This window comes from Streptomyces sp. NPDC104371 (assembly GCF_055583785.1).
This window is the reverse complement of record NZ_JBVJNF010000001.1, coordinates 1,181,023-1,201,651: the sequence shown is the minus strand read 5'-3', so window position 1 is coordinate 1,201,651 and position 20,629 is coordinate 1,181,023. Positions and strand designations below refer to the sequence as shown.

22 protein-coding genes are annotated in these 20,629 nt (G+C 71.3%); 7 read left to right on the top strand and 15 right to left on the bottom strand.

Annotated elements, in window-relative coordinates; all coding sequences use genetic code 11:
• Positions 1-84: 84 nt before the first annotated feature.
• From ACZ60T_RS05380 to ACZ60T_RS05370, 3 genes are all read right to left on the bottom strand, one after another.
• The gene (locus ACZ60T_RS05380) at positions 85-1,098 is read right to left on the bottom strand and encodes a hemolysin family protein (RefSeq protein ID WP_469664574.1); all 1,014 of its coding nucleotides are present in this window, start codon (positions 1,096-1,098) and stop codon (positions 85-87) included.
• Positions 1,095-2,426 (bottom strand): hemolysin family protein, encoded by a 1,332-nt coding sequence (locus ACZ60T_RS05375; protein WP_469664572.1) that lies wholly within the window; start codon positions 2,424-2,426, stop codon positions 1,095-1,097. Before ACZ60T_RS05375 ends, ACZ60T_RS05380 begins: the two co-directional genes overlap by 4 nt.
• 99 nt (positions 2,427-2,525) lie before the next feature.
• A complete protein-coding gene (locus ACZ60T_RS05370) occupies positions 2,526-2,951 on the bottom strand; it encodes a GNAT family N-acetyltransferase (protein WP_469664570.1) in 426 nt (141 codons plus the stop codon).
• 128 nt (positions 2,952-3,079) lie between these two features.
• Between ACZ60T_RS05370 and ACZ60T_RS05365 the strand changes: the two genes are divergently transcribed.
• The gene (locus tag ACZ60T_RS05365; protein WP_469664568.1) at positions 3,080-3,598 is read left to right on the top strand and encodes a GNAT family N-acetyltransferase; all 519 of its coding nucleotides are present in this window, start codon (positions 3,080-3,082) and stop codon (positions 3,596-3,598) included.
• A 42-nt stretch (positions 3,599-3,640) separates the two neighbouring features.
• On the opposite strand, the gene ACZ60T_RS05360 is transcribed toward ACZ60T_RS05365, so the two are convergent.
• From ACZ60T_RS05360 to bioB, 4 genes are all read right to left on the bottom strand, one after another.
• On the bottom strand, positions 3,641-6,232 hold the full coding sequence (locus ACZ60T_RS05360) for an ABC transporter permease (RefSeq protein WP_469664566.1): 2,592 nt from the start codon (positions 6,230-6,232) through the stop codon (positions 3,641-3,643).
• Between the two features lie 180 nt (positions 6,233-6,412).
• Positions 6,413-7,153 carry a dethiobiotin synthase gene (gene bioD / locus ACZ60T_RS05355; RefSeq protein ID WP_469664564.1) on the bottom strand — a complete coding sequence of 247 codons (741 nt, stop codon included), beginning with the start codon at positions 7,151-7,153 and terminating at the stop codon, positions 6,413-6,415.
• A 1-nt stretch (position 7,154) separates the two neighbouring features.
• Positions 7,155-8,435: an adenosylmethionine--8-amino-7-oxononanoate transaminase gene (locus ACZ60T_RS05350; protein ID WP_469664562.1), complete on the bottom strand. Its 1,281-nt coding sequence runs from the start codon at positions 8,433-8,435 to the stop codon at positions 7,155-7,157.
• Positions 8,428-9,573, bottom strand: coding sequence for a biotin synthase BioB (gene bioB, locus ACZ60T_RS05345; RefSeq protein WP_469664560.1), 1,146 nt, complete (start codon positions 9,571-9,573; stop codon positions 8,428-8,430). Before bioB ends, ACZ60T_RS05350 begins: the two co-directional genes overlap by 8 nt.
• Positions 9,574-9,720: 147 nt before the next feature.
• On the opposite strand from bioB, the gene ACZ60T_RS05340 reads away from it, so the two are divergent.
• Entirely contained in the window at positions 9,721-10,848 is a 1,128-nt protein-coding gene (locus ACZ60T_RS05340; protein ID WP_469664558.1) for an 8-amino-7-oxononanoate synthase, read from the top strand.
• A 37-nt stretch (positions 10,849-10,885) separates the two neighbouring features.
• Here the strand turns inward: ACZ60T_RS05340 and ACZ60T_RS05335 are convergent, their stop codons facing one another.
• The 3 genes from ACZ60T_RS05335 to ACZ60T_RS05325 all read right to left on the bottom strand — a co-directional run bounded on the left by ACZ60T_RS05335 (position 10,886) and on the right by ACZ60T_RS05325 (position 12,818).
• The gene (locus tag ACZ60T_RS05335; RefSeq protein WP_365629672.1) at positions 10,886-11,359 is read right to left on the bottom strand and encodes a C40 family peptidase; all 474 of its coding nucleotides are present in this window, start codon (positions 11,357-11,359) and stop codon (positions 10,886-10,888) included.
• A 517-nt stretch (positions 11,360-11,876) separates the two neighbouring features.
• On the bottom strand, positions 11,877-12,179 hold the full coding sequence (locus tag ACZ60T_RS05330; RefSeq protein WP_365629669.1) for a hypothetical protein: 303 nt from the start codon (positions 12,177-12,179) through the stop codon (positions 11,877-11,879).
• 6 nt (positions 12,180-12,185) lie between these two features.
• Positions 12,186-12,818, bottom strand: coding sequence for an ATP-dependent Clp protease proteolytic subunit (locus tag ACZ60T_RS05325; RefSeq protein ID WP_469664555.1), 633 nt, complete (start codon positions 12,816-12,818; stop codon positions 12,186-12,188).
• 139 nt (positions 12,819-12,957) lie between these two features.
• Here ACZ60T_RS05325 and ACZ60T_RS05320 point away from each other — a divergent pair, with 139 nt between their 5' ends.
• Together ACZ60T_RS05320 and ACZ60T_RS05315 are read left to right on the top strand one after the other, a co-directional pair.
• Entirely contained in the window at positions 12,958-13,233 is a 276-nt protein-coding gene (locus ACZ60T_RS05320) for a type II toxin-antitoxin system Phd/YefM family antitoxin (RefSeq protein ID WP_365629663.1), read from the top strand.
• A gap of 212 nt (positions 13,234-13,445) precedes the next feature.
• Positions 13,446-15,041, top strand: a complete 1,596-nt coding sequence (locus ACZ60T_RS05315; protein WP_365629660.1) for an alpha/beta hydrolase — start codon at positions 13,446-13,448, stop codon at positions 15,039-15,041.
• A gap of 66 nt (positions 15,042-15,107) precedes the next feature.
• Here the strand turns inward: ACZ60T_RS05315 and ACZ60T_RS05310 are convergent, their stop codons facing one another.
• Both ACZ60T_RS05310 and ACZ60T_RS05305 read right to left on the bottom strand, forming a co-directional pair.
• Positions 15,108-15,302, bottom strand: coding sequence for a hypothetical protein (locus tag ACZ60T_RS05310; protein ID WP_469664553.1), 195 nt, complete (start codon positions 15,300-15,302; stop codon positions 15,108-15,110).
• Entirely contained in the window at positions 15,299-16,045 is a 747-nt protein-coding gene (locus ACZ60T_RS05305; protein WP_469664552.1) for an ANTAR domain-containing protein, read from the bottom strand. The genes ACZ60T_RS05310 and ACZ60T_RS05305 overlap by 4 nt, the downstream gene beginning before the upstream one ends.
• A 235-nt stretch (positions 16,046-16,280) precedes the next feature.
• Between ACZ60T_RS05305 and ACZ60T_RS05300 the strand changes: the two genes are divergently transcribed.
• Positions 16,281-16,673, top strand: coding sequence for a helix-turn-helix transcriptional regulator (locus tag ACZ60T_RS05300; RefSeq protein WP_469664550.1), 393 nt, complete (start codon positions 16,281-16,283; stop codon positions 16,671-16,673).
• A gap of 55 nt (positions 16,674-16,728) precedes the next feature.
• Here the strand turns inward: ACZ60T_RS05300 and rocD are convergent, their stop codons facing one another.
• The 3 genes from rocD to ACZ60T_RS05285 form a co-directional block, all read right to left on the bottom strand.
• Positions 16,729-17,949 (bottom strand): ornithine--oxo-acid transaminase, encoded by a 1,221-nt coding sequence (rocD, locus tag ACZ60T_RS05295; RefSeq protein ID WP_365629648.1) that lies wholly within the window; start codon positions 17,947-17,949, stop codon positions 16,729-16,731.
• Positions 17,949-18,758, bottom strand: coding sequence for a dimethylargininase (gene ddaH / locus ACZ60T_RS05290; RefSeq protein WP_365629645.1), 810 nt, complete (start codon positions 18,756-18,758; stop codon positions 17,949-17,951). The genes rocD and ddaH overlap by 1 nt, the downstream gene beginning before the upstream one ends.
• A gap of 123 nt (positions 18,759-18,881) precedes the next feature.
• The gene (locus tag ACZ60T_RS05285; RefSeq protein ID WP_365629642.1) at positions 18,882-19,397 is read right to left on the bottom strand and encodes an Lrp/AsnC family transcriptional regulator; all 516 of its coding nucleotides are present in this window, start codon (positions 19,395-19,397) and stop codon (positions 18,882-18,884) included.
• Between the two features lie 101 nt (positions 19,398-19,498).
• On the opposite strand from ACZ60T_RS05285, the gene ACZ60T_RS05280 reads away from it, so the two are divergent.
• Together ACZ60T_RS05280 and ACZ60T_RS05275 are read left to right on the top strand one after the other, a co-directional pair.
• Positions 19,499-20,257: a LytR/AlgR family response regulator transcription factor gene (locus ACZ60T_RS05280; protein ID WP_365629639.1), complete on the top strand. Its 759-nt coding sequence runs from the start codon at positions 19,499-19,501 to the stop codon at positions 20,255-20,257.
• 8 nt (positions 20,258-20,265) lie between these two features.
• On the top strand, positions 20,266-20,622 hold the full coding sequence (locus ACZ60T_RS05275) for a hypothetical protein (protein WP_365629636.1): 357 nt from the start codon (positions 20,266-20,268) through the stop codon (positions 20,620-20,622).
• Positions 20,623-20,629 lie beyond the last annotated feature (7 nt).

Below are 20,629 nucleotides of genomic sequence, written 5' to 3'. Positions count from 1 at the left end.
GTCGGTCACCCTCCGCACGGGCTGGGAGTCCGGCACGGGCTGGGAGTCCGCCAGTGATCCGTACCGCCCCCGCCCACCCGCTCCTCACGCAGGCCGGCCGAACAGTTCCCGTAGAACGTCCTCCATCGTCACCAGGCCCGCGAGGGCTTCGTCCGTGCCCACGACCGCCGCCAGGTGGGTGCGGCTGCCGCGCATCGCCGTGAGGACGTCGTCCAGGGGGGTGCTCTCCCGTACGCGGGCGATGGGGCGCAGATCGCGCAGGCGGAATGGGGCGTCCCGCGGCGAGGCCTCCAGCGCGTCCTTGACGTGCAGATAGCCGACGATCCGGCGCCCCTCCTCCACGACCGGGAAGCGCGAGAAGCCGGACTCGGCCGACAGGCGCTCCAACTGCTCCGGGGTGATGCCCACGCGCGCGTAGACGACGCGTTCCAGCGGCACCACCACGTCGCGCACGGGCCGACGGCCCAGCTCCAGCGCGTCGTGCAGGCGCTCCAGCGCCCGGTCGTCGATGAGCCCGGCCTCGCCGGAGACCTTGACCAGGCGTGCCAGCTCGTCGTCCGAGAACGTGGCCGTGACCGCGCTCTTCGGCTCCACGCCCAGCAGCGCGAGCGCCCCGTTCGCGAGGGCGTTCACGGTGGCGATCACCGGGCGCAGTGCCCGGGAGAGGGTGACCAGCGGCGGTGCGAGCAGCAGCGCCAGCCGTACCGGCTCCGCGAGCGCGACGTTCTTCGGCACCATCTCGCCGAGCAGCATGTGCAGATACGTCGCGAGGGTCAGCGCGATCACGAACGACACGACGCGGCCCGCGTTCGGCGGGATGCCGACCGCGTGGAACACCGGCTCCAGCAGATGCGCGATCGCGGGCTCCGCGACCACACCGAGGACCAGGGTGCACAGGGTGATCCCGAGTTGGGCCGCCGCCATCAGCACCGAGACGTGCTCCAGGCCCCACAGAGTGCGACGGGCCCGCCGGTCACCCGCCTCCGCGTGCGGCTCGATCTGGCTGCGGCGGACGGAGATCAGCGCGAACTCGGCGCCGACGAAGAACGCGTTCGCGACGAGCGTCGCCAGACCGATCAGGAGCTGGACGAGGGTCACCGGGACCCCTCCTCGTCCTCGGCGGGCGGCGGTGCGTGCAGGAGCACGCGGGCGGCCCGATGCCCGGCGGTGTCCACCACGTCGAGGCGCCATCCGACGACCTCGACGGTGTCGCCCTCGGCGGGGATCCGGCCGAGTTCGGTGGCGACGAGGCCGGCCAGGGTCTCGTACGGGCCCTCGGGCACCCGCAGCCCGACGCGCGCGAGCTGGTCCATGCGGGCCGAGCCGTCGGCCGAGTACAGCGCCCGGCCCGCCGTGTCCGTGCCCGCCGGGGCCAGGTCGGGCGTCTCCTGCGGGTCGTGCTCGTCCCGCACCTCGCCGACGACCTCCTCGACGATGTCCTCCAGCGTGGCGACCCCGGCGGTGCCGCCGTACTCGTCGATGACGACGGCCATCGTGCGCTTGCCGGAGAGCCGGTCCAGGAGCCGGTCGACGGTGAGGGACTCCGGGACGAAGAGGGGGTCGCGCATGACATGGACGACCGAACGGCGCGGCCGTGCCGTGGCGGGCACGGCCACGACGTCCTTGATGTGCGCGGTGCCGACGACCGTGTCGAGGCTGCCGCGGTAGACGGGGAAGCGCGACAGCCCCGTCGCGCGCGACGCGTTCGCCAGGTCCTCGCAGGTCGCCCGCGCGTCGAGGGCGACGACCTGGACGCGGGGCGTCATCACGTTCTCCGCGGTCAGATCGGCGAGGTTGAGCGTACGGACGAACAGTTCGGCGGTGTCCGCCTCCAGCGCGCCCTCCTTCGCGGAGTGCCGGGCGAGCGCCACCAGCTCCTGGGGCCCGCGCGCGGAGGCCAGTTCCTCGGCGGGCTCGATGCCGAGGCGGCGGACGATCCGGTTGGCGGTGTTGTTCAGATGCCGGATGAACGGACGGAACGCGGTACTGAACCAGCGCTGCGGTGTGCCCACCCGCTTGGCCACGGCCAGCGGCGAGGAGATCGCCCAGTTCTTGGGCACCAGCTCGCCGACCACCATCAGGAAGACGGTCGACAGACCCGTACCGAGGACGAGCGCGACGGACGTGGCGGTGGAGCGCGCGAGCCCGAGGGACGTCAGCGGGCCCGCGATCAGCCGGGCGATCGACGGCTCCGAGAGCATGCCGACGACCAGGTTGGTGACCGTGATCCCGAGCTGCGCGCCGGAGAGCTGGAAGGTCAGATTCCGTACGGACTTCAGGGCGCCCGACGCGCCGCGCTCACCGCGCTCCACGGCGCGCTCCAGCTCGCTGCGTTCGACCGTGGTGAGCGAGAACTCGGCCGCGACGAAGGCACCGCAGGCCAGCGACAGCAAGATCGCCACCAGCAGGAGGAGCACTTCGGTCATCGGGTCACCTCCGTCCCAGGATCGTCCAGGGACAGGACGACCGCGCGATGTCCGGTGGAACGGCCCAGCCCCCTCATCGTAAAGGCCGGGCAAAGGGCGTCAGCGGGCGAGCGGCTTCACCCAGCGTCGCCAGTGGTCCTCACGGTGATACCCGGCGGCTGCCCAGGCCTTCTGGGCGCGCTCGTTCACCTCCAGCACCATGGCGTCCCCACGCCTGCCGCCGAGGACCACGAACCGCTTCTCGGCGGCGTCCAGAAGCGCCGTCGCGACACCTCGCCGACGATGCGAGGGGAGCACCGCCAGCCGGTACAGGCTGCACCGCCAGCCGTCGTACCCGGCGATCACGGACCCCACGAGCAGACCGCCGGACTCGGCGAGCAGCAGTGCCCCGGGGTCACGGGCGATCAGCCCGGTCACCCCCGCCTCGTCGTCACTGACGCTCGTCCCCTCGGCCGCGCTCTTCCAGAAGGCCAGCACATCGGCGGCGTCGGACAGATCGGCGGTACGGATCTTCAGCTCACTCATGATCATCAGCGAAGCACGCGCCACCCGGCCCTGACGACGACGTTTCACCGACCGAGACGATCGAGACGACCGACGCGGGGGAGGGCGTACGTTCAAGTGATCAACCGCCAACCACAGAAGGCGCGCCCGTGCTCAAGCCAACAGAGATCAGCACCAGCCGACTTGACCTGCTCCCCCTGAAGGTCGAACACGCCGAGGAGATGGCCGCAGTACTGTCCGACCCGGCCCTCCACACCTTCATCGGCGGTACCCCGCACACCCCGCAGACCCTGCGCTCCCGCTACGAACGCCTGACCGCGGGCTCTCCCGACCCGGCCGTCACCTGGCTGAACTGGGTGATCCGACTCCGCGAAGCCGAAGCCCCCTGCCTGACCGGCACGGTCCAGGCGACCATCAGCCCGGTCGGCCACGACGCCGTCGCCGAGATCGCCTGGGTGGTGGGCACCCCATGGCAGGGGAGAGGCATAGCGACGGAAGCGGCCCAAGGCCTGGTCGACTGGCTGAGCGAACAGCCGGTGCACACCGTCATCGCCCACATCCACCCGGACCATCACGCGTCGACGGCGGTCGCCACCGCCGCCGGACTCACCCCCACCGACATCCACCACGACGGCGAGATCCGCTGGCACCGGAGCCTGACCGGCTGACCGGCTGACGAAACGCGGCACTTCGGGAACGCGGGCCCCGCATCACTCGTGCGCGATCGCCGCCAGCACATTCATCCGCGACGCGCGCAGCGCGGGCAGCAGGGCCGCTGCCACGCCCACCACCGCCGCGCCCAGCACCACGGCGACGATCGTGCCCCACGGGATCGCCAGGGCCTCCATGCCCTTCAGCGCGAGGACCTGTTGGGTGCACACGCCCCAGACGAGTCCGAGAGCCAGGCCGAGCAGGGCGCCGAAGACGGCGATCACCACCGACTCCAGGCGGATCATCCGGCGCAGTTGGCGTCGGGCGAGGCCGATGGCGCGCAACAGGCCGATCTCACGGGTGCGTTCGACGACCGACAGGGCCAGGGTGTTGACCACGCCGAGTACCGCGATGACGATCGCCAGGCCCAGGAGGGCGTACACGAGGTAGAGCAGGACGGCGATCTGGTCGTGCACGAGCTTCTTGTAGTCGGCCTGGTCGCGGACCTGGACCTGGGGATAGGCGTCGAGCGTCTTCTCCAGGTGGGACCGCAAGCGGTCCTTGGGCGTTCCGGGCGCCGCGTTGACGTACACCACGGAGTCCTGACCGCCCGGTACGTACTTCTCCAACGTCGCCATCCCGACGAACAGTCCGCCCTGCACGCCGAAACCCTCCGCCCCGCCCTGGTCGGTGAGCGCGGCGACGGTGAGGGTGGTGCGGCGTCCGGCCGGGAACTGTACGGGGATCGTGCTGCCGAGACGTACGCCGTGCGCCTGCGCGAACTTCACGTCCATGGCGAGGGCGCCGTTCGCGAGCGCGGCGGCCGTGTCGCCCTGGGCGTAGGTGAGATGGGCGACGTCGTCGAGCTTTTGGTCGTAGGCCCCGGCCACCGTCTCGACGCGCGTACCGTCCGGCAGTCGCACCGCCACAGGGGCGTGCCGCTCGCGGACGACGAGCCCGGCGCCGTCCGTGGCGCGGACCCGGTCGGTGATCTCCCGGGGGAACGGCCGGAAGGTGCCGCTCTGCACCAGGAAGTCGGCGCCCAGCGTCTTGTCGATCTGGTGGTCGAAGGAGGCGGACATGGAGGTGCTCGCCACCGACATCCCGCTCACCAGGGCGAGCCCGACCATCAGGGCGGAGGCCGTGGCGCCCGTACGCCGTGGATTGCGCAGGGCGTTGCGCTGACTCAGCCGCCCGACCGAGCCGAACAGCGCGGGGAAGGCCGCGCCCAGCACCCGGATCACCGGGCGCACCAGCAGTGGTCCCGCGAGCACCGTCGCCACGAGCGTGAGCACCACGCCGACGCAGAGGAGAGCGGTGGCCGGGGCGACCCTCGTGGCCCGCGCACAGCCCACCAGCGCCGCCGCACCGAGCACACCGACGATCGCGCCCGCCACCGCACGCACCCTCAACGGCCGCCCCACGCCCGCCACTTCGGCGTCCACGAGCGCCGCCATGGGCGAGACCGCCGCCGCGCGCCGAGCCGGGAGATACGCCGCCACGAAGGTCACGCCGACCCCGACGGCGTACGCCGCGACCGGGGTCACCCAGCCGAACACCATCTCGGTGGACCTGAGGTTCATCCCGAACACGCTCATCAGCCGGATCAGCCCGGCCGCGAGCCCGACCCCCGCGGCGAGCCCGAGCGTCGAGCCGACCAGCCCGAGCAGCAGCGCCTCCGTCAGCACGGACCGGCGCACCTGCCGCCGGTCGGCGCCCAGGGCCCGCAACAGGCCCAGTTCCCGGGTGCGTTGGGCGATGAGCATCGAGAACGTGTTGACGATCAGGAAGACACCCACGAGCAAGGCGACCCCGGCGAATCCCAACATCACGAATTTGATCACGTCGAGGAACGTGCCGAGCCGCTCGGTGTCGGACTCGGCCTGCTCACCCGCGGTCCGCACCTCGTACGCCGAGGAGTGGGCCGAGGAACGGGCCGAGGAGTGGAGCGCGGCGACGATCCGCCGCTTGAGCACGGTGTCGTCCACGCCCGCCGCCGCGTCCACCGTGATGGCCGTGGCCGCCGTCGGGCTGCCCAGCAGCTTCGTCTGGGCGGTCGGGGTGTCCAGGAAGACCAGCGCGGCGCCGGGGTTGGTGGCGGTGAACGTGGCGATCCCGACGACCCGGACCTTGAACGAGCCCGGCCGCGCGAGGACCGTCAGCGGATCGCCGATCCGTACGTTCTTGTGCCGCGCGGTGTCCGCGTCCAGGAGCGCCTCGCGGGGGCCGTGCGGTGCGTGCCCGGCGGTGAGCCGCACCGGGCTGCGCTCGGTGACGTACCAGTTCTTGGCCATCGTGGGCGCGCCGGTGGTCGGTCCCACCGCCTCGTTCGCGCGGTCGACGACCGTGATGTTGCTGACGGAGACGTCCACATGGGTGGCCGCGACACCGTCGACCTCGGCCAGCCGCGCGGCCAGTACGGCGGGCACAGCCTCGGCCGCACCGGCGGGCACCTGCGCGTCCAGGTCCTCCTTGGGGCTCACGGTCACATCGGCCGCCGTGGCGGCGAACAGCCGGTCGAAGGTCCGGGTGACCGTGTCCGAGAAGATCAGACTGCCCGCGACGAACGCCACCGACAGCATCACGGCCAGCGCCGACATGGCCAACCGCCCCTTGTGCGCGAGGAATCCGCGCAGGGTCGCCTTCAGCACGGTCGCCTCGGTGATGCCTGGCAGCAGCGGATGAGACCGCCTCCTCGGTCATGGACGACCCGGCGTCCCCGTCGTCATCGTTGTCGTCGTCGCTGTTCGGGCCGAGCGTAATGCGCTGTAGGGCATACCCGGTATCCCCCGGACGTCCGGGCGCGTCTTCGCCCTTCCCGGCCAACGGCGTTACCGCAGCGCCCCGTACGCACCCACGTCGAGCCCCGCACCGTCCGGCACCGCCCCCTCCCAGCTCCCGCCCAGCCGCGCCGCCAGCCAACCAGGCGCCCCCGCGCGGAAGTCGGCCGGTGCGAGGGCCCCGACACCCGCGGGCAGCACCCCCAGCAACGGCGCCCCCGCCACCACCGGAAGGTCCACGAGGTTGCACCGCGCCGCGAGATCGGCCTCCTGGGGCCAGCTCCCGATGACGACACCCGCCAACTCCAGCCCTTGAACACGGAGTTCACGGGCCGTCAGCTCCGTCGCGTTGAGCGTGCCCAGGCCGGCCGCCGCCACCACCACGACCGGCGCCCCCAGCAGCCGCGCCACGTCCGCCAGCGTGCCGCCCTCCTCGTCGAACCGGACGAGCAGCCCGCCCGCGCCCTCGACCAGGACCAGATCGTGCGCGGTGGCCAACTCGGCGGCCACGCGCGCCACTTCGTGCGGCCGTACGGGCGGCATCCCGGCCCGCCGGGCCGCCGTCGCGGGCGCCAACGGCTCGGGATAGCGGGCGAGTTCGACCGTGGTGAGCGCACCCGACAGCCGGGCCGCCTCCTCGGCGTCCCCGTGCTCGCCCGGCCCCACACCCGTCTGCGCGGGCTTGAGCACGGCCACGGACCGCCCCGCCGCGACGGCCACCGCGGCGACGGCGGCGGTCGTGACCGTCTTGCCGACCTCCGTACCCGTCCCCGTGATCACCAGTACCGCCATGTCATCCCTCCCGCGCCGCCGCGCACACCGCGCGGGCGATCCGTGCCACGTCCGCGTCCTCGGTCACATACGGCGGCATCGTGTAGACGAGGTCGCGGAACGGCCGCAGCCACACGCCCTCGCGCACCGCGGCCCGCGTCGCCGCCGCCATGTCCACCGGGTGGTCGAGCTGGACGACCCCGATCGCGCCGAGGACCCGTACGTCCCGCACCCCGGGCAGGGCCGCCGCCTCGGCGAGCCCCTCCCGCAGCCCCTTCTCGATCCGCTCGACCCGCGAGGCCCAGTCCTGGTCGAGCAGCAGGCCGAGCGAGGCGCAGGACACGGCGGCGGCCAGCGGGTTGCCCATGAAGGTGGGGCCGTGCGCGAGCACCGGCACCTCGCCCCGGGAGATCCCCTCGGCCACCCGAGGCGTGCACAGCGTCGCGGCCATGGTGAGGTACCCACCGGTCAACGCCTTGCCCACGCACATCACATCCGGTGTCACCGCCGCGTGATCCGCGGCGAACAGCGCGCCGGTGCGCCCGAACCCCGTGGCGATCTCGTCGAAGACGAGCAGCACGTCCTGCGCGTCGCACACCTCGCGCAACACCCGCAGATAGGCGGGGGAGTGGAACCGCATCCCGCCCGCGCCCTGCACCACCGGTTCGACCACCACCGCGGCCAGTTCGTCCGCGTGCCGTTCGACCAGCGCGCGCAGATGGTCCGCGTACGCCTCCTCGTACGCGGCCGGCGGCTCCTTCGCGAACACCTGCCGGGGCAGGACACCCCGCCACAGCTCGTGCATCCCGCCCTCGGGATCGCACACGGACATCGGATGCCAGGTGTCGCCGTGATAGCCGCCGCGCCAGGTCAGCAGGCGCTGCTTGCCGGGGCGGCCGAGCGAACGCCAGTACTGCACACACATCTTGAGCGCGACCTCGACCGCGACCGAGCCGGAGTCCGCGAGGAAGACATGCTCGAGCCCCTCGGGGGACATGTCGACAAGGAGCTTGGCGAGCCGGACGGCGGGCTCATGCGTGAGCCCGCCGAACATCACATGGCTCATCCGCTCCATCTGCGTGCGCACGGCGTCGTTGAGCACGGGGTGGTTGTAGCCGTGGATCGCCGACCACCAGGACGACATGCCGTCGACCAACTCCCCGCCGCCGTCCGCGAGTCGCAGCCGCACACCGCTCGCCGACTCCACGACGAGCGGCTCCTGGCGTCCGGGCATGGGGCCGTACGGATGCCAGACATGCCGCCGGTCCAGGGCCAGCAGCTCCTCCAGGGGCAGCTCAGGCATTGGGCGCGAGATCCGTTCCGGCACCCCGGCGCCGTACGGCGACCAGATCCGTACGGGCCTGGCCCGCCTGCGCGTCGGGGACGGCGGCGGAAGCGCAACTTCCGTCACCTTCGGCCGATTCGCACCCGCCCGCCGCCCGATGCTCCGGCAGCGTCACCTCATCCATGCCCTCCACCTCGAACCCGGCGTCCGCGATCATCTCCAGATCGGCGTGGCCCGCCTGGCCCTCGCTGGTGAGGTAGTCACCGAGGAAGATCGAGTTGGCGAGATGGAGGGCCAGCGGCTGTAGCGTCCGCAGGTGCACCTCACGCCCGCCCGCGACCCGCACCTCGACATCCGGGCACACGAACCGCACCATCGCCAGGATCCGCAGACACCGCTGCGGGGTCAGATTCCACTCCTTCCCGAGCGGCGTGCCCTCGAAGGGGATCAGGAAGTTGACCGGGACCGAGTCCGGGTCCAGGGCGCGCAGCGCGAACACCACGTCCACCAGGTCCTCGTCGCTCTCGCCCATGCCCGCGATCAGCCCCGAGCAGGGAGACAGCCCGGCCGCGTGCGCCTTGCGCACGGTGTCGACCCGGTCGGCGTAGGTGTGGGTGGTGCTGATGTCGCCGTAGGTCGCCTCGGACGTGTTGAGGTTGTGGTTGTAGGCGTCCGCGCCCGCGGCGCGCAGCCGCTCGGCCTGGCCGTCGGAGAGCAGGCCCAGACAGGCGCACACCTCGACGCCCTCGTTCCGCTCCTTGATCGTCCGGATCGTCTCGGAGACCCGCTCCACGTCCCGGTCGGTGGGCCCCCGGCCGCTCGCCACCAGACAGACCCGCTTGGCCCCGCCCGAGACACCGGCCGCCGCGGCCTTCGAGGCGTCGTCCGGCCCCAGCCAGGTGTACTTGAGGATGTCCGCCTTCGAGCCGAGCCGCTGGGAGCAGTAGGAGCAGTCCTCGGGGCACAGACCGGACTTCAGGTTGACGAGATAGCTGAGCTTCACCCGTCGTCCGAACCAGTGACGGCGCACCTTGCCGGCCGCCGCCACCACATCGAGTACGTCGTCATCGGACGTGGCGAGAACGGCGAGCGCCTCCTCGCGGGTCGGCGCCTCACCGCGCAGCCCCTTGTCCACCAGCGTGTTCAGCAGGTTCATGAGAGCCGATCCTGTCCTACGGAGATGCCTCGGGCCAAGGAGACTTCGTACAACAGACGCCGTTCGACGTGTGAGGTATTGCCACATCCTGGGGGGTGTGTCCGGGCGCTAGGGTCTGTGGACTGCCCACAAACACCCGGAGGTGCCATGGCGTTCGGCTGGATCGAGGAGCAGGCGCGGGCGCGCCGCCGGGCCGGGCTGGTCCGGGCCCTGCGCCCGCGCGCCGCGGACTCCCCGCTGCTCGACCTCGCGAGCAACGACTACCTCGGCCTCGCCCGCCACCCCGAGGTCATCGAGGGCGCCGCGGCGGCGGCCCGACGGTGGGGCGGCGGCGCCACGGGCTCCCGGCTCGTCACCGGCACCACGGAGTCACACACTCAACTGGAGCGCGAACTGGCCGAGTTCTGCGGCTTCGAGGCGGCCCTCGTCTTCTCCTCCGGGTACGCGGCCAACCTCGCGGCGCTCTCCGCGCTCGCCCCGCACGGCTCCCTGATCGTCTCCGACGCGGGCAACCACGCCTCGCTCATCGACGGCTGCCGCCTCGCGCGCGGCACCACCCAGGTCGTCGCCCACGCCGACCCCGAGGCCGCCCACAAGGCCCTGCTCACGCACCGGGGACCCACCGTCATGGTCACCGACACCGTCTTCTCGGTGGACGGCGACGCGGCTCCGCTGGCTCAACTCGCCGCCGTCTGCCAGGAGTCCGGAGCCGGAATGGTCGTCGACGACGCCCACGGCCTCGGTGTCCTCGGACCCGGCGGCCGGGGCGCCCCGCACGCGGCCGGGCTCGCGGGCGCGCCGGACGTCGTCGTGACGGTGACGCTGTCGAAGGCGCTGGGCAGCCAGGGCGGTGCGGTGCTCGGCCCGGCGCCGGTGATCGACCATCTCGTCAACACGGCCCGGACGTTCATCTTCGACACCGGGCTCGCCCCGGCCGCCACCGGCGCGGCCCTCGCGGCGCTGCGCGTGCTGCGCCGCGAGCCCGAGCGCGCCGCACGCGCCCGTACGGTGGCGGCGACCCTGCACGCCCGCCTCGCGGCCGAGGGCCACGAGGCGGTGCGACCGGACGCCGCCGTCGTCTCGGTGCGGGCGCCCTCCCCTCAGCAGGCCGTGGCCTGGGCGGCCGACTGCCGCGCGGCGGGCGTCGCCGTCGGCTGCTTCCGCCCGCCGTCGGTGCCCGACGGCGTGTCACGGCTGCGTCTGACCGCCCGCGCGGACCTCACGGACGAACAGATCGGGCACGCCGTACGCGTGATCGGCGAGGCACGCCCGTGAGCCGACACCCGTAGCCGGGGACACGGCGCGGGCGGGCTCAGCGGACCCGCCCGTACCACACGCTCTTCGTCCAGATCTTCTGGAGCTTGACCACGTCCCCGGTCTTCGGGGAGTGCCAGATCTTTCCCTTCCCGGCGTAGATGCCGACGTGGTAGACGTTCCGGCCCGAGTGGAAGAACACCAGGTCGCCCGCCTTGCGGTGCGCCCCGGAGACATGGTGTGTCTTGTTGTACTGCGCCGAAGCGGTACGGGGCAGATGCTTGCCCGCCTTCTTGTACGCGTAGAGCGTGAGCCCGGAGCAGTCGAAGCGATGCGGTCCGCTGGCGCCCCACTGGTAGGGCGACCCCTTCTCGGCCGCCGCGATCCGCAGCGCCTTCGTCGCCACCGTGCCGGAGGCCGCGTGGGCGGTGGCCCCGGGGGCCACGATGCTGCCGCCGACGGCGGCGATGGTGAGTGCCGAGGCCGTACCGGCCCGGGTCAGCAGCGATGGGACACGATTGAGCGCAGTCATGCGTCACCCTTCGTCAGCCGCCTGTGAAGGATGACCTGTCGGATTCGGGCTGGCGAAGTAGCCCGGCCGCTCGCGCGGCTTCACCCCAAGGACCTCCGGATCGCTCCGGTGGCCCGCCTTGCCGGGTCCTCCACTCCTGCCGATCCACTTCCGTCGACCGGTCGTCCGGGCGGCGGCAGGACTCGGCGTCCGCCCGGACCGCCCCGCCGAGGTGGCGGGGGCTTGTCGTCAGGAAGGGATCTTCACGCAAGGAAGTCGGAAAATCACAATGGAATCGTGATTTTGTGGCGTTCCTCACCACCCACCCGTTCGGGTGGACACTGCTGCGCTGGAGGGACCCTGACGGGGTGTACGACGCCCGGACCTGCACCGCAGCACCCCGCGCCGCCTCACGGACAGGCGAGTCGGGCGGCTCGTCCGGGCTCACGGACGGAGGACGGCCTCCACCGCTCGGGGGTAACCCGATCGGTCCGTTTCACCGCGGACGTGTCGTGCTACACGGAGGGTTGACCCGCCGTCAGTGCGCTTCGGGTGGTACCGCGAGACGGGCCGTACGGCGTTCGCCGTCGAGCACCCGCAGGGCCCGCGCGAGCGTCGGGGCGTGCAGCTCGCTCTCCCCGCGCTCGTGCATCAGCGTCAGCGCCTCGCGCAGCGCCATCGCCTTGCTCACCAGGGCCTGGGCGGCGCGCAGCCCTCCGTAGGTGGGCCCGGCCTGTGCGGGGTTGATGCGGCCGAGCAGATCGACCACGTCGAGGTATCGGTCGATCAGCTCCGCCTCGGCGCGGGTCAGCGCGGGCAGCGGGGGAAGTTCGGGCAGCACCGGGGCTCACCTCGCGTCGGTCGTACGGGACGCCCTGCGGTTCGGTACGACATGGTCGACCAGCCCGTACGCGACCGCCGCCTGCGCGTCGAGGATCTTGTCGCGCTCGATGTCGGCGGTGATCCGCTCGCGGCTCTGCCCGGTGTGCCGCGCGAGCATCTCCTCCAACTGCCCCCGCGTACGCAGCAGTTCCTCGGCCTGGATGGCCAGATCACTGGCCTGCCCCTGCACGGGCTCCGCGAGGGACGGCTGGTGGATCAGTACGCGCGCGCCGGGCAGGGCGAGCCGCTTGCCGGGGGTGCCCGCGGCGAGCAGGACGGCCGCGACCGACGCGGCCTGACCGAGACAGATCGTCTCCACGTCGCACCCCACGTACCGCATCGTGTCGTAGATCGCGGTCATCGCGCTGAACGAGCCGCCGGGGGAGTTGATGTACAGCGAGATGTCCCGGTCCGGGTCCAGGTACTCCAGGTGCATGAACTGCGCCATCACGTCGTTCGCCGAGGTGTCGTCGACCGGCGCCCCCAGGAACACGATCCGCTCGTCCAGCAGCTTCGCGTACGGATCAAGGGTCCGGTGTCCATAACCGGTGCGCTCGGTGAACTCGGGCAGCACATGGCGGGCGGACGGTCGGATCATGGCTCGCGCCTCCTCGGGATCGCTCGGTATCGCTCCGGATCGCTCTGTAAAAAATGTACAGGACGTACGTTCTCGCGGTCGAGCTTTCGCGATCTTTCGCGGAGAAGGGCTGGCCAGAGCCTCGGTCTAAGCTGGGGGTATGGCCTACGAGATTCCGGTGACGCAAGCCAGGGCTGAACTTGCCGATCTGATCAACCGCGTCGTGTACGGCGACGAGCGTGTCGTCGTCACGCGGCACGGCAAGCCTCTCGTCGCCCTGGTCTCCGCCGCCGACCTCGAGCGGCTCGCCGAGCTGGACGCCGCGGAGGAGCAGGTGGTCAGCTCGGTCTCCAGCGTCCGCGAGGTGGCCCCGGCCCCGCAGGAGCGCCGCCGCTTCGGCATCGCCGCCGAGCACCGGGGAACCGGCGCGTCCTGACGGTGACCGCGCCCGGTCCGCGCCGTTCCAAGGCGCGTCAGACCGATGTCAACAGCGTTGTGCGAGAGGGGACTTGACCCTCGTTCCGCTCAACGCGCCTTCGTGTACCGGTTATCGGATTGGTAAAGAAGCCAGGTCCCCCTCTGTTCCGTTGACCTGACAACAGACAAGATCCCCCGTATCTATCGAAACGATGTGCGGGGAGGTCCCTCTTGAGGGGAATCAGAGCGACGAGGCGAGCGACCGCGCTCGGCTCCGCGGGGGCGCTCGTGACGGCCACGCTGATAGCCGGCGCCCTGGCGCCGTCGGCCGCCGCGGACGCGGGCCAGGGTCAGGACCGAGAGGCGCGCGGCGCCGCGATCGCCGCCGAGCGGGCCGCCAAGGCCGGGATCGACTGGAAGGACTGCCCGGCCGACTGGGGGCTGGCGACGCCCATCCAGTGCGGCTGGGTCACCGTTCCGCTCGACTACGCGCACCCGGACGGCCGGAAGATCAAGCTCTCCGTCGACCGCATCGGGAACACGGGCAGCAAGGCGGAGCGCCAGGGCGCCCTCGTCTACAACCCCGGCGGCCCCGGCGGTTCCGGCATGCGCTTCCCGACGCGTGTCACCACCAAGAACGCGGTCTGGGCCAACGCGGCGAAGGCGTACGACTTCGTCGGCTTCGACCCGCGCGGCGTCGGCCACTCCGCGCCCATCTCCTGCGCGGACCCCCAGGAGTTCGCGGCCGGTCCCAAGGCGGACCCGGTGCCCGACTCCGAGGCGGACAAGCTGGCCCAGCGCAAGCTCGCCCGTGAGTACGCGGAGGGCTGCGCCGACCGCACCGGCCTCGCGATGCTGCAGCAGATGACCACGCCCAACACCGCGCGCGACCTGGACGTCATCCGTGCCGCGCTGGGCGAGAAGAAGCTCAACTACCTCGGCGTGTCCTACGGTACGTACCTCGGCGCCGTCTACGGCACGCTCTTCCCGGGCCACGTCCGCCGCATGGTCGTCGACAGCGTCGTCAACCCCTCGCGCGAGAAGGTCTGGTACCAGGCCAACCTCGACCAGGACGTCGCCTTCAACGGCCGCTGGAAGGACTGGGAGAACTGGGTCGCGGCCAACGACGCCACCTTCCACCTCGGCACCACGCAGCAGGCGGTCGAGGCGAAGTGGCTCGACCTGCGCGCCACGGCGAAGAAGAAGCCCCTCGGCGGCCTCGTCGGCCCCGCCGAGCTGATCAACTTCTTCCAGAGCGCCCCGTACTACGACTCCTCGTGGGTGCCGGTCGCGACCGTCTTCAGCAAGTACGTCGCCGGTGACACGCAGGCCCTCGTCGACGCCGCCGCACCCGACCTGTCGGACACGGCGGGGAACATCTCGGACGAGAACGGGAACGCGGTCTACACGGCCGTCGAGTGCACCGACGCCAAGTGGCCCACCAACTGGCAGACCTGGAACCGGGACAACACCCGGCTCCACAAGGACTACCCGTTCATGACCTGGGCCAACGCCTGGATGAACCTGCCGTGCGCCACCTGGCCGGTCAAGCAGCAGAACCCGTTGAACGTGAAGACGGGCAAGGGTCTGCCGCCGGTCCTGATCGTGCAGTCCACGCGTGACGCCGCGACGCCCTTCGAAGGCGCGGTCGAACTGCACAAGCGGTTCAAGGGTTCCCGCATGATCATCGAGAAGGACGCGGGCTCCCACGGCGTGACCGGTCTGGTCAACCCGTGCATCAACAGCCGGGTGGACACCTACCTGTTGACCGGCAAGACGGACGGCTCCGACGTGACGTGCACGCCGCACGCCACCCCGAAGCCGTAAGTCACCGAGTGACGTGAGAGGGGCGGCCGGATCTCCGGCCGCCCCTCTTCTCCGTCCCGGCCCGTCTCATATGTCGTCCTCCCGCTCGAAGAACAGGGGTTGCTCGGGGGACGGGGTCTCATCGGACGGGTGACCGCGCTCCTGCTCCTGCTGATGCTGGAGTTCCTGCCGTGCCTGCTCCTGGGCGCCGAGGGTCTCCTCGGTCATGTCCCTGATGTGGCCCGAGTCGTCCATCTGGCGATCACTTCTCCGGTCGGTCATGTCGGCTCACTCCTCGATGACGATGCGGGCGTCGTCAGACGGGCCGCGACCCCCGTCCACGAGGCCGGGCTGTCCTGGAGCCCGATGACCGCGGCTGCCAGTTCCCGGCTCACGCGCTCCGGCGGGGCCTCGCCCGCCACCGCGTCCACCAGCTCCTGCGCGACCCGGTGCAGCTTGGTGTTGGTCTTCTGGGAGACGGTGACCAGCACGCTCCAGGCCTCCCGGGCGCTCAGCGTGAAGGAGGCCATCAGGACGCCGCGTGCCAGGTCGATCACCGGCCGCGTCTGCATGGCGCGCCTGAGCTGGACCAGCTCGATCCGCAGATCCCGCTCGGGCTCGTCGGCCCGCGTGTCCTCCGGCGCGGAGACCTGCGCGGGGGCCGGGGGGATACGGGGAACACAGTGGTGTCCCCGCATGGGGAGCCTGGGCGCGCTGTCGCCCGCGCCGCCGGCCAGATCGAACAGGGAGCGCGTACCGGTCAGCGAGAGCAGCCTGCCGACCGCCGGACCGGTCGCCGTGAGCGCGAGCGTCTTGGCGTCCCGCAGCGCCCGGCGGCGTACGAACAGCAGAGCGTTGAGGCCGGAACAGTCGCAGAAGTCCACTCCGGCGAGATCGAGGTCGACACCGCTGGCCGAGACCCGCAGGGCGTCGTGCAGGGCGTCCCGCAGTGTCTGTTCCGTGCCGATGTCGAGTTCACCCGCGACCAGGACGGACGTCCGGTCGCCCGCGCCGTGCGACTCCACCGTCAGACAGGGCGATGGCAGGCTCGGCGGGGGAAAGGCCCGTGCGGTACGAGGGGCTGCCCCGCAGGGCCCGTCGAACCGGGGAAGTAGGCGCTTGACCATGAGAGCCTCCCGAGCTCTTTCGCTCGCACGCCCCCTTGTCAGGCTCGACCCCTCCCGCATCGGATGTCAAGGGATACCTGAATTCCGATTCGTCCCTTTCGATTCGTGAATGACCGCGCCTACCCTCGAGAGCATGGGTGGAGTATCCGAGCCGCGCATCGGATGGACGTTCCTCACCAACCACGCACGCGTGCTGGTCACGATCGCCGAGGGCCGAAGAACCCGTATCCGCGACATCGCGGCGCACTGCCGACTGACGGAGCGGGCCGTCCAGAAGATCATCTCTGATCTGGAGCAAGGCGGTTACCTCACGCACACGCGAGTGGGGCGCATCAACACGTACCGTATCCAGGCGGACACGCACCTGCGGCATCCGGCCGAGGAGGGCCTGACCGTCTCCGATCTGCTGACCCTCCTCGCCCGGCGCGACGCGCGGTCCCATCACCGTGACCCGCAGCCCGATCACCGCGATGCGCAGCCCAACCACCGTGACCCGCAGCCCGGTCACCGGCCGGCGCAGGCCTGACCGGGGCGACCGGGGCCTCGCGACCCCGGAGAACTCGCCCCGGTACTCAGGGAGTTCAGGCCGTCAGGACCTTCTCCAGCGCGCCCAGCGCGGACCGGATCTCCTCCTCCGTGACCGTCAGCGGAGGCGCGATGCGGATCGTGGAGCCATGGGTGTCCTTGACCAGGATGCCCTCGCGCATGAGACGTTCGCTGATCTCGCGGCCCGTACCGACCGCGGGGTCCACATCGACGCCCGCCCACAGCCCGCGCGCGCGGAAGCCCACGACACCCTTGCCGACGAGCGCTTCGAGCCCGTCCCGCAGCACCACACCCGACTCGGCGGCCTTGCGCTGGAACTCGCCCGTCCGCAGCAGGTCCACCACCGCCGAACCGACCGCCGCGGCCAGCGGGTTGCCGCCGAACGTCGACCCGTGCTCGCCCGGCTTCAGCACCTCCATGACCTCCCGGCGCGCGACGACCGCCGACACCGGCACGATCCCGCCGCCGAGCGCCTTGCCGAGCAACAGGACGTCCGGCACGACCCCTTCGTGGTCCACGGCCAGGGTCCGGCCCGTGCGGCCGAGGCCCGACTGGATCTCGTCCGCGATGAACAGGCACCCGGCACGGCGGGTGAGGTCGCGGACGCCGGTGAGATAGCCCTCGTCGGGAATGATCACACCGGCCTCGCCCTGGATGGGCTCGATCAGCACGGCGGCCGTCGTCTCGTCGACCGCCGCCTCCAGCGCGGCGAGGTCGTTGTACGGCACGACCCGGAAGCCGGGGGTGAAGGGGCCGAAGCCCGCGCGGGCCGTCTCGTCCGTCGAGAAGCTGACGATCGTCGTCGTACGGCCGTGGAAGTTGTCGGCCGCCACCACGATCGTCGCCTGGTCGGCGGGCACGCCCTTGACCTCGTACGCCCACTTGCGGGCCACCTTGACGGCGCTCTCCACCGCCTCCGCGCCCGTGTTCATCGGCAGCACCATGTCCAGCCCCGTCAACTCGGCCAGCGAGGCGGCGAATTCGGCCAGCCGGTCGTTGTGGAAGGCGCGGGAGGTGAGGGTCAGCCGGTCCAACTGGCGGTGGGCCGCCTCGATCAACACGGGGTTGCGGTGCCCGAAGTTGAGGGCCGAGTACCCGGCGAGCATGTCGAGATAGCGGCGGCCCTCGACGTCCTCCACCCAGGCGCCCTCGGCGCGGGCGACCACCACCGGCAGCGGATGGTAGTTGTGCGCGAGCACCGGCTCCTCGGCCCGGATCAGCTCGGCGGACGACTCCGTACGGACGGGTGCGGTCATCAGCGGATCTCCTGTGTGCAGCACTTGATGCCTCCGCCGGCCTTGTGGAACTCGGAGAGGTCGACGGGGACGGGTACGTAGCCCCGGTCCGCGAGCCGGTCGGCGAGGGCGGTCGCGGTCGGGGAGATGAAGACATGCAGTCCGTCCGAGACGGAGTTGAGGCCGAAGGCCAGCGCGTCCTCGCGGGTGGCCAGCACCGCGTTCGGATACAGCCGCGCCAGCACCTCGCGGCTCCCGGGCGAGAACGCGTCCGGGTAGTAGACGATGTTGTCGTCGTCGAGGACGAACAGCGCCGTGTCGAGGTGGTAGAAGTACGGGTCCACCAACTGCAGGGTGATCACCGGGACTCCGAAGAACTCCTGGACCTCGCGGTGCGCCTGCCAGGTCGTACGGAAGCCGGTCCCGGCCAGGACATGGCGGCCCGCGGGGACCAGGTCGCCCTCGCCCTCGCACACCGACTCCGGGCGGTGGACATCGAAGCCCGCCGCCTTGAACCAGGTGTCGTACGCGGTGGACTCGGGGCGGCGTTGCGCGGCGTGGAAGAGAGAGCCGAAGACCCGGCCCTCGAGGACGAGCGCGGAGTTGGCCGCGAACACCATGTCCGGCAGACCGGCCACCGGCTCCACGCTCTCCACGGTATGGCCGTGGGCGCGGTAGGCGCCGATCAGCGCCTGCCACTGGTTCTGGGCGAGATCGAGGTCGACCCGGGCGTCGGGGTGCATCCACGGATTGATCGCGTACTGCACATCGAAATGCCTGGGCTCGCAGACGAGGAAGCGCCGCTGACGCGGCGCACGGGTCTCGGGCACAGAAAGGCTCCTCCACTTCCTGCGGTGACTGCGCGGATTGACACCACGGTAGGAACTGAGGGAGATCGCCGACAAGCGACGAAAGCTGCGTATGCGCGCACGATCGCTGCGTAGTTGCCGAGGTCAGCGCACGTCTGCTGCGTGCCCCGGCGTGTCCTGCGGCGCGGGCTGGCTGGCGCCCGCCTCCGGGCTCTCGGGCAGCAGATGGGTCAGCACCATGTAGCTGACCGTCTTCCGGATGAACGGCTGGGTACGGATCCGCTCCAGCACCTCCTCGAAGTGCTCCACGTCCGTCGCCCGCACATGCAGCAGCGCGTCCGCGTCACCGGTCACCGTCATCGCCGCCGTGATCTCGGGGTGGTCGCGCACGACCTCCGCCAGCCGCCGGGGCGGCGCCGCGCCCTCGCAGTACACCTCGACATACGCCTCCGTGCGCCAGCCCAGTGCCGACGGTTCCACCGTGGCCGTGAACCCGGTGATCACCCCCGTCTCGCGCAACCGGTCCACCCGGCGCTTGACCGCCGTCGCGGACAGCCCGATCAGCGCGCCGATCTCCGCGAAGCTGCTGCGCGCGTTCGCCGTCAACGCGGTGATGATCTTGCGGTCGAGTTCGTCGAACGCGGTCAGCCTGCTGCTCATGGCGGAACTGTAACGACAGCCCGGCCACCACGGTCACACAGCGACAACGTCCCTGTCCCGCGCATGTGCAGACGTACGGATTGCTCCTACACTCCACGTTCATGCTGCGCGCCCTTGCCGTCGACGACGAACGTCCCTCGCTCGAGGAACTCCTCTATCTGCTGAACGCGGATCCCCGGATCGGCAGCGCGGAGGGCGCGAGCGACGCGACCGAGGGGCTGCGGCGCATCAATCGCGCCCTGGAGTCCGGGCCCGACGGCCCCGACGCGATCGATGTCGTCTTCCTCGACATCCACATGCCCGGCCTCGACGGACTGGAGCTGGCCCGGCTGCTCACCGGCTTCGCCAAGCCACCGCTGGTCGTGTTCGTCACCGCCCACGAGGGCTTCGCCGTACGGGCCTTCGACCTCAAGGCCGTCGACTACGTCCTCAAACCCGTACGCCGCGAACGGCTCGCCGAGGCCGTACGCCGCGTCGCACACCTGAGGGACGCGGCGCAGCTCATCCCGGTGCACGAACCCGACCCCGACCACATCACCGTCGAACTCGGCGGCGTCAGACGGTTCGTGCCCGTCGAGGACATCACCCATGTGGAGGCCCAGGGCGACTACGCCCGGCTGCACACCGCCCAGGGCAGCCACCTCGTCCGGATCCCGCTGTCCACCCTGGAGGAGCGCTGGCGCTCGCGCGGGTTCGTCCGCATCCACCGCAGCCACCTCGTCGCCCTGCGCCACATCGAGGAACTCCGCCTGGACACCGGCGCGGTGAGTGTCCTCGTCGGCCCCGTCGAACTCCAGGTCAGCCGACGGCACGCCCGCGATCTGCGGGACCTGCTGATGCACCGGACCACGGGACGGTGAGACCGGCCGTGTCCCAGGACCCCGGCGACCGCCGTGTCGTCGTCACCGGGCCGCCCCGGCGCAGCCGCCGCACCTCCGGCTACTACCGGCCCCGTACCGAGATCGACGAGCAGACCACCCTCGGCCACACCTACGTCCGCTCCCTGATGCGCAGTCAGCTCAGGGCCGCGCTCACCGTGTCGGCCGTACTCGTCCTGCTGGTGGGCCCCCTGCCCCTGCTCTTCGCCGCCACCCGGAACGCCGGGCTGCAATGGACCGTCCTCGGCTGCTGCCTCTACCCGCCGCTCGTCCTGCTCGCCCGCTGGTACGTACGCCGCGCCGAGCGCAACGAGCGGGACTTCGTCCGTCTCGTCGAGGACCGCTGAGGCACGA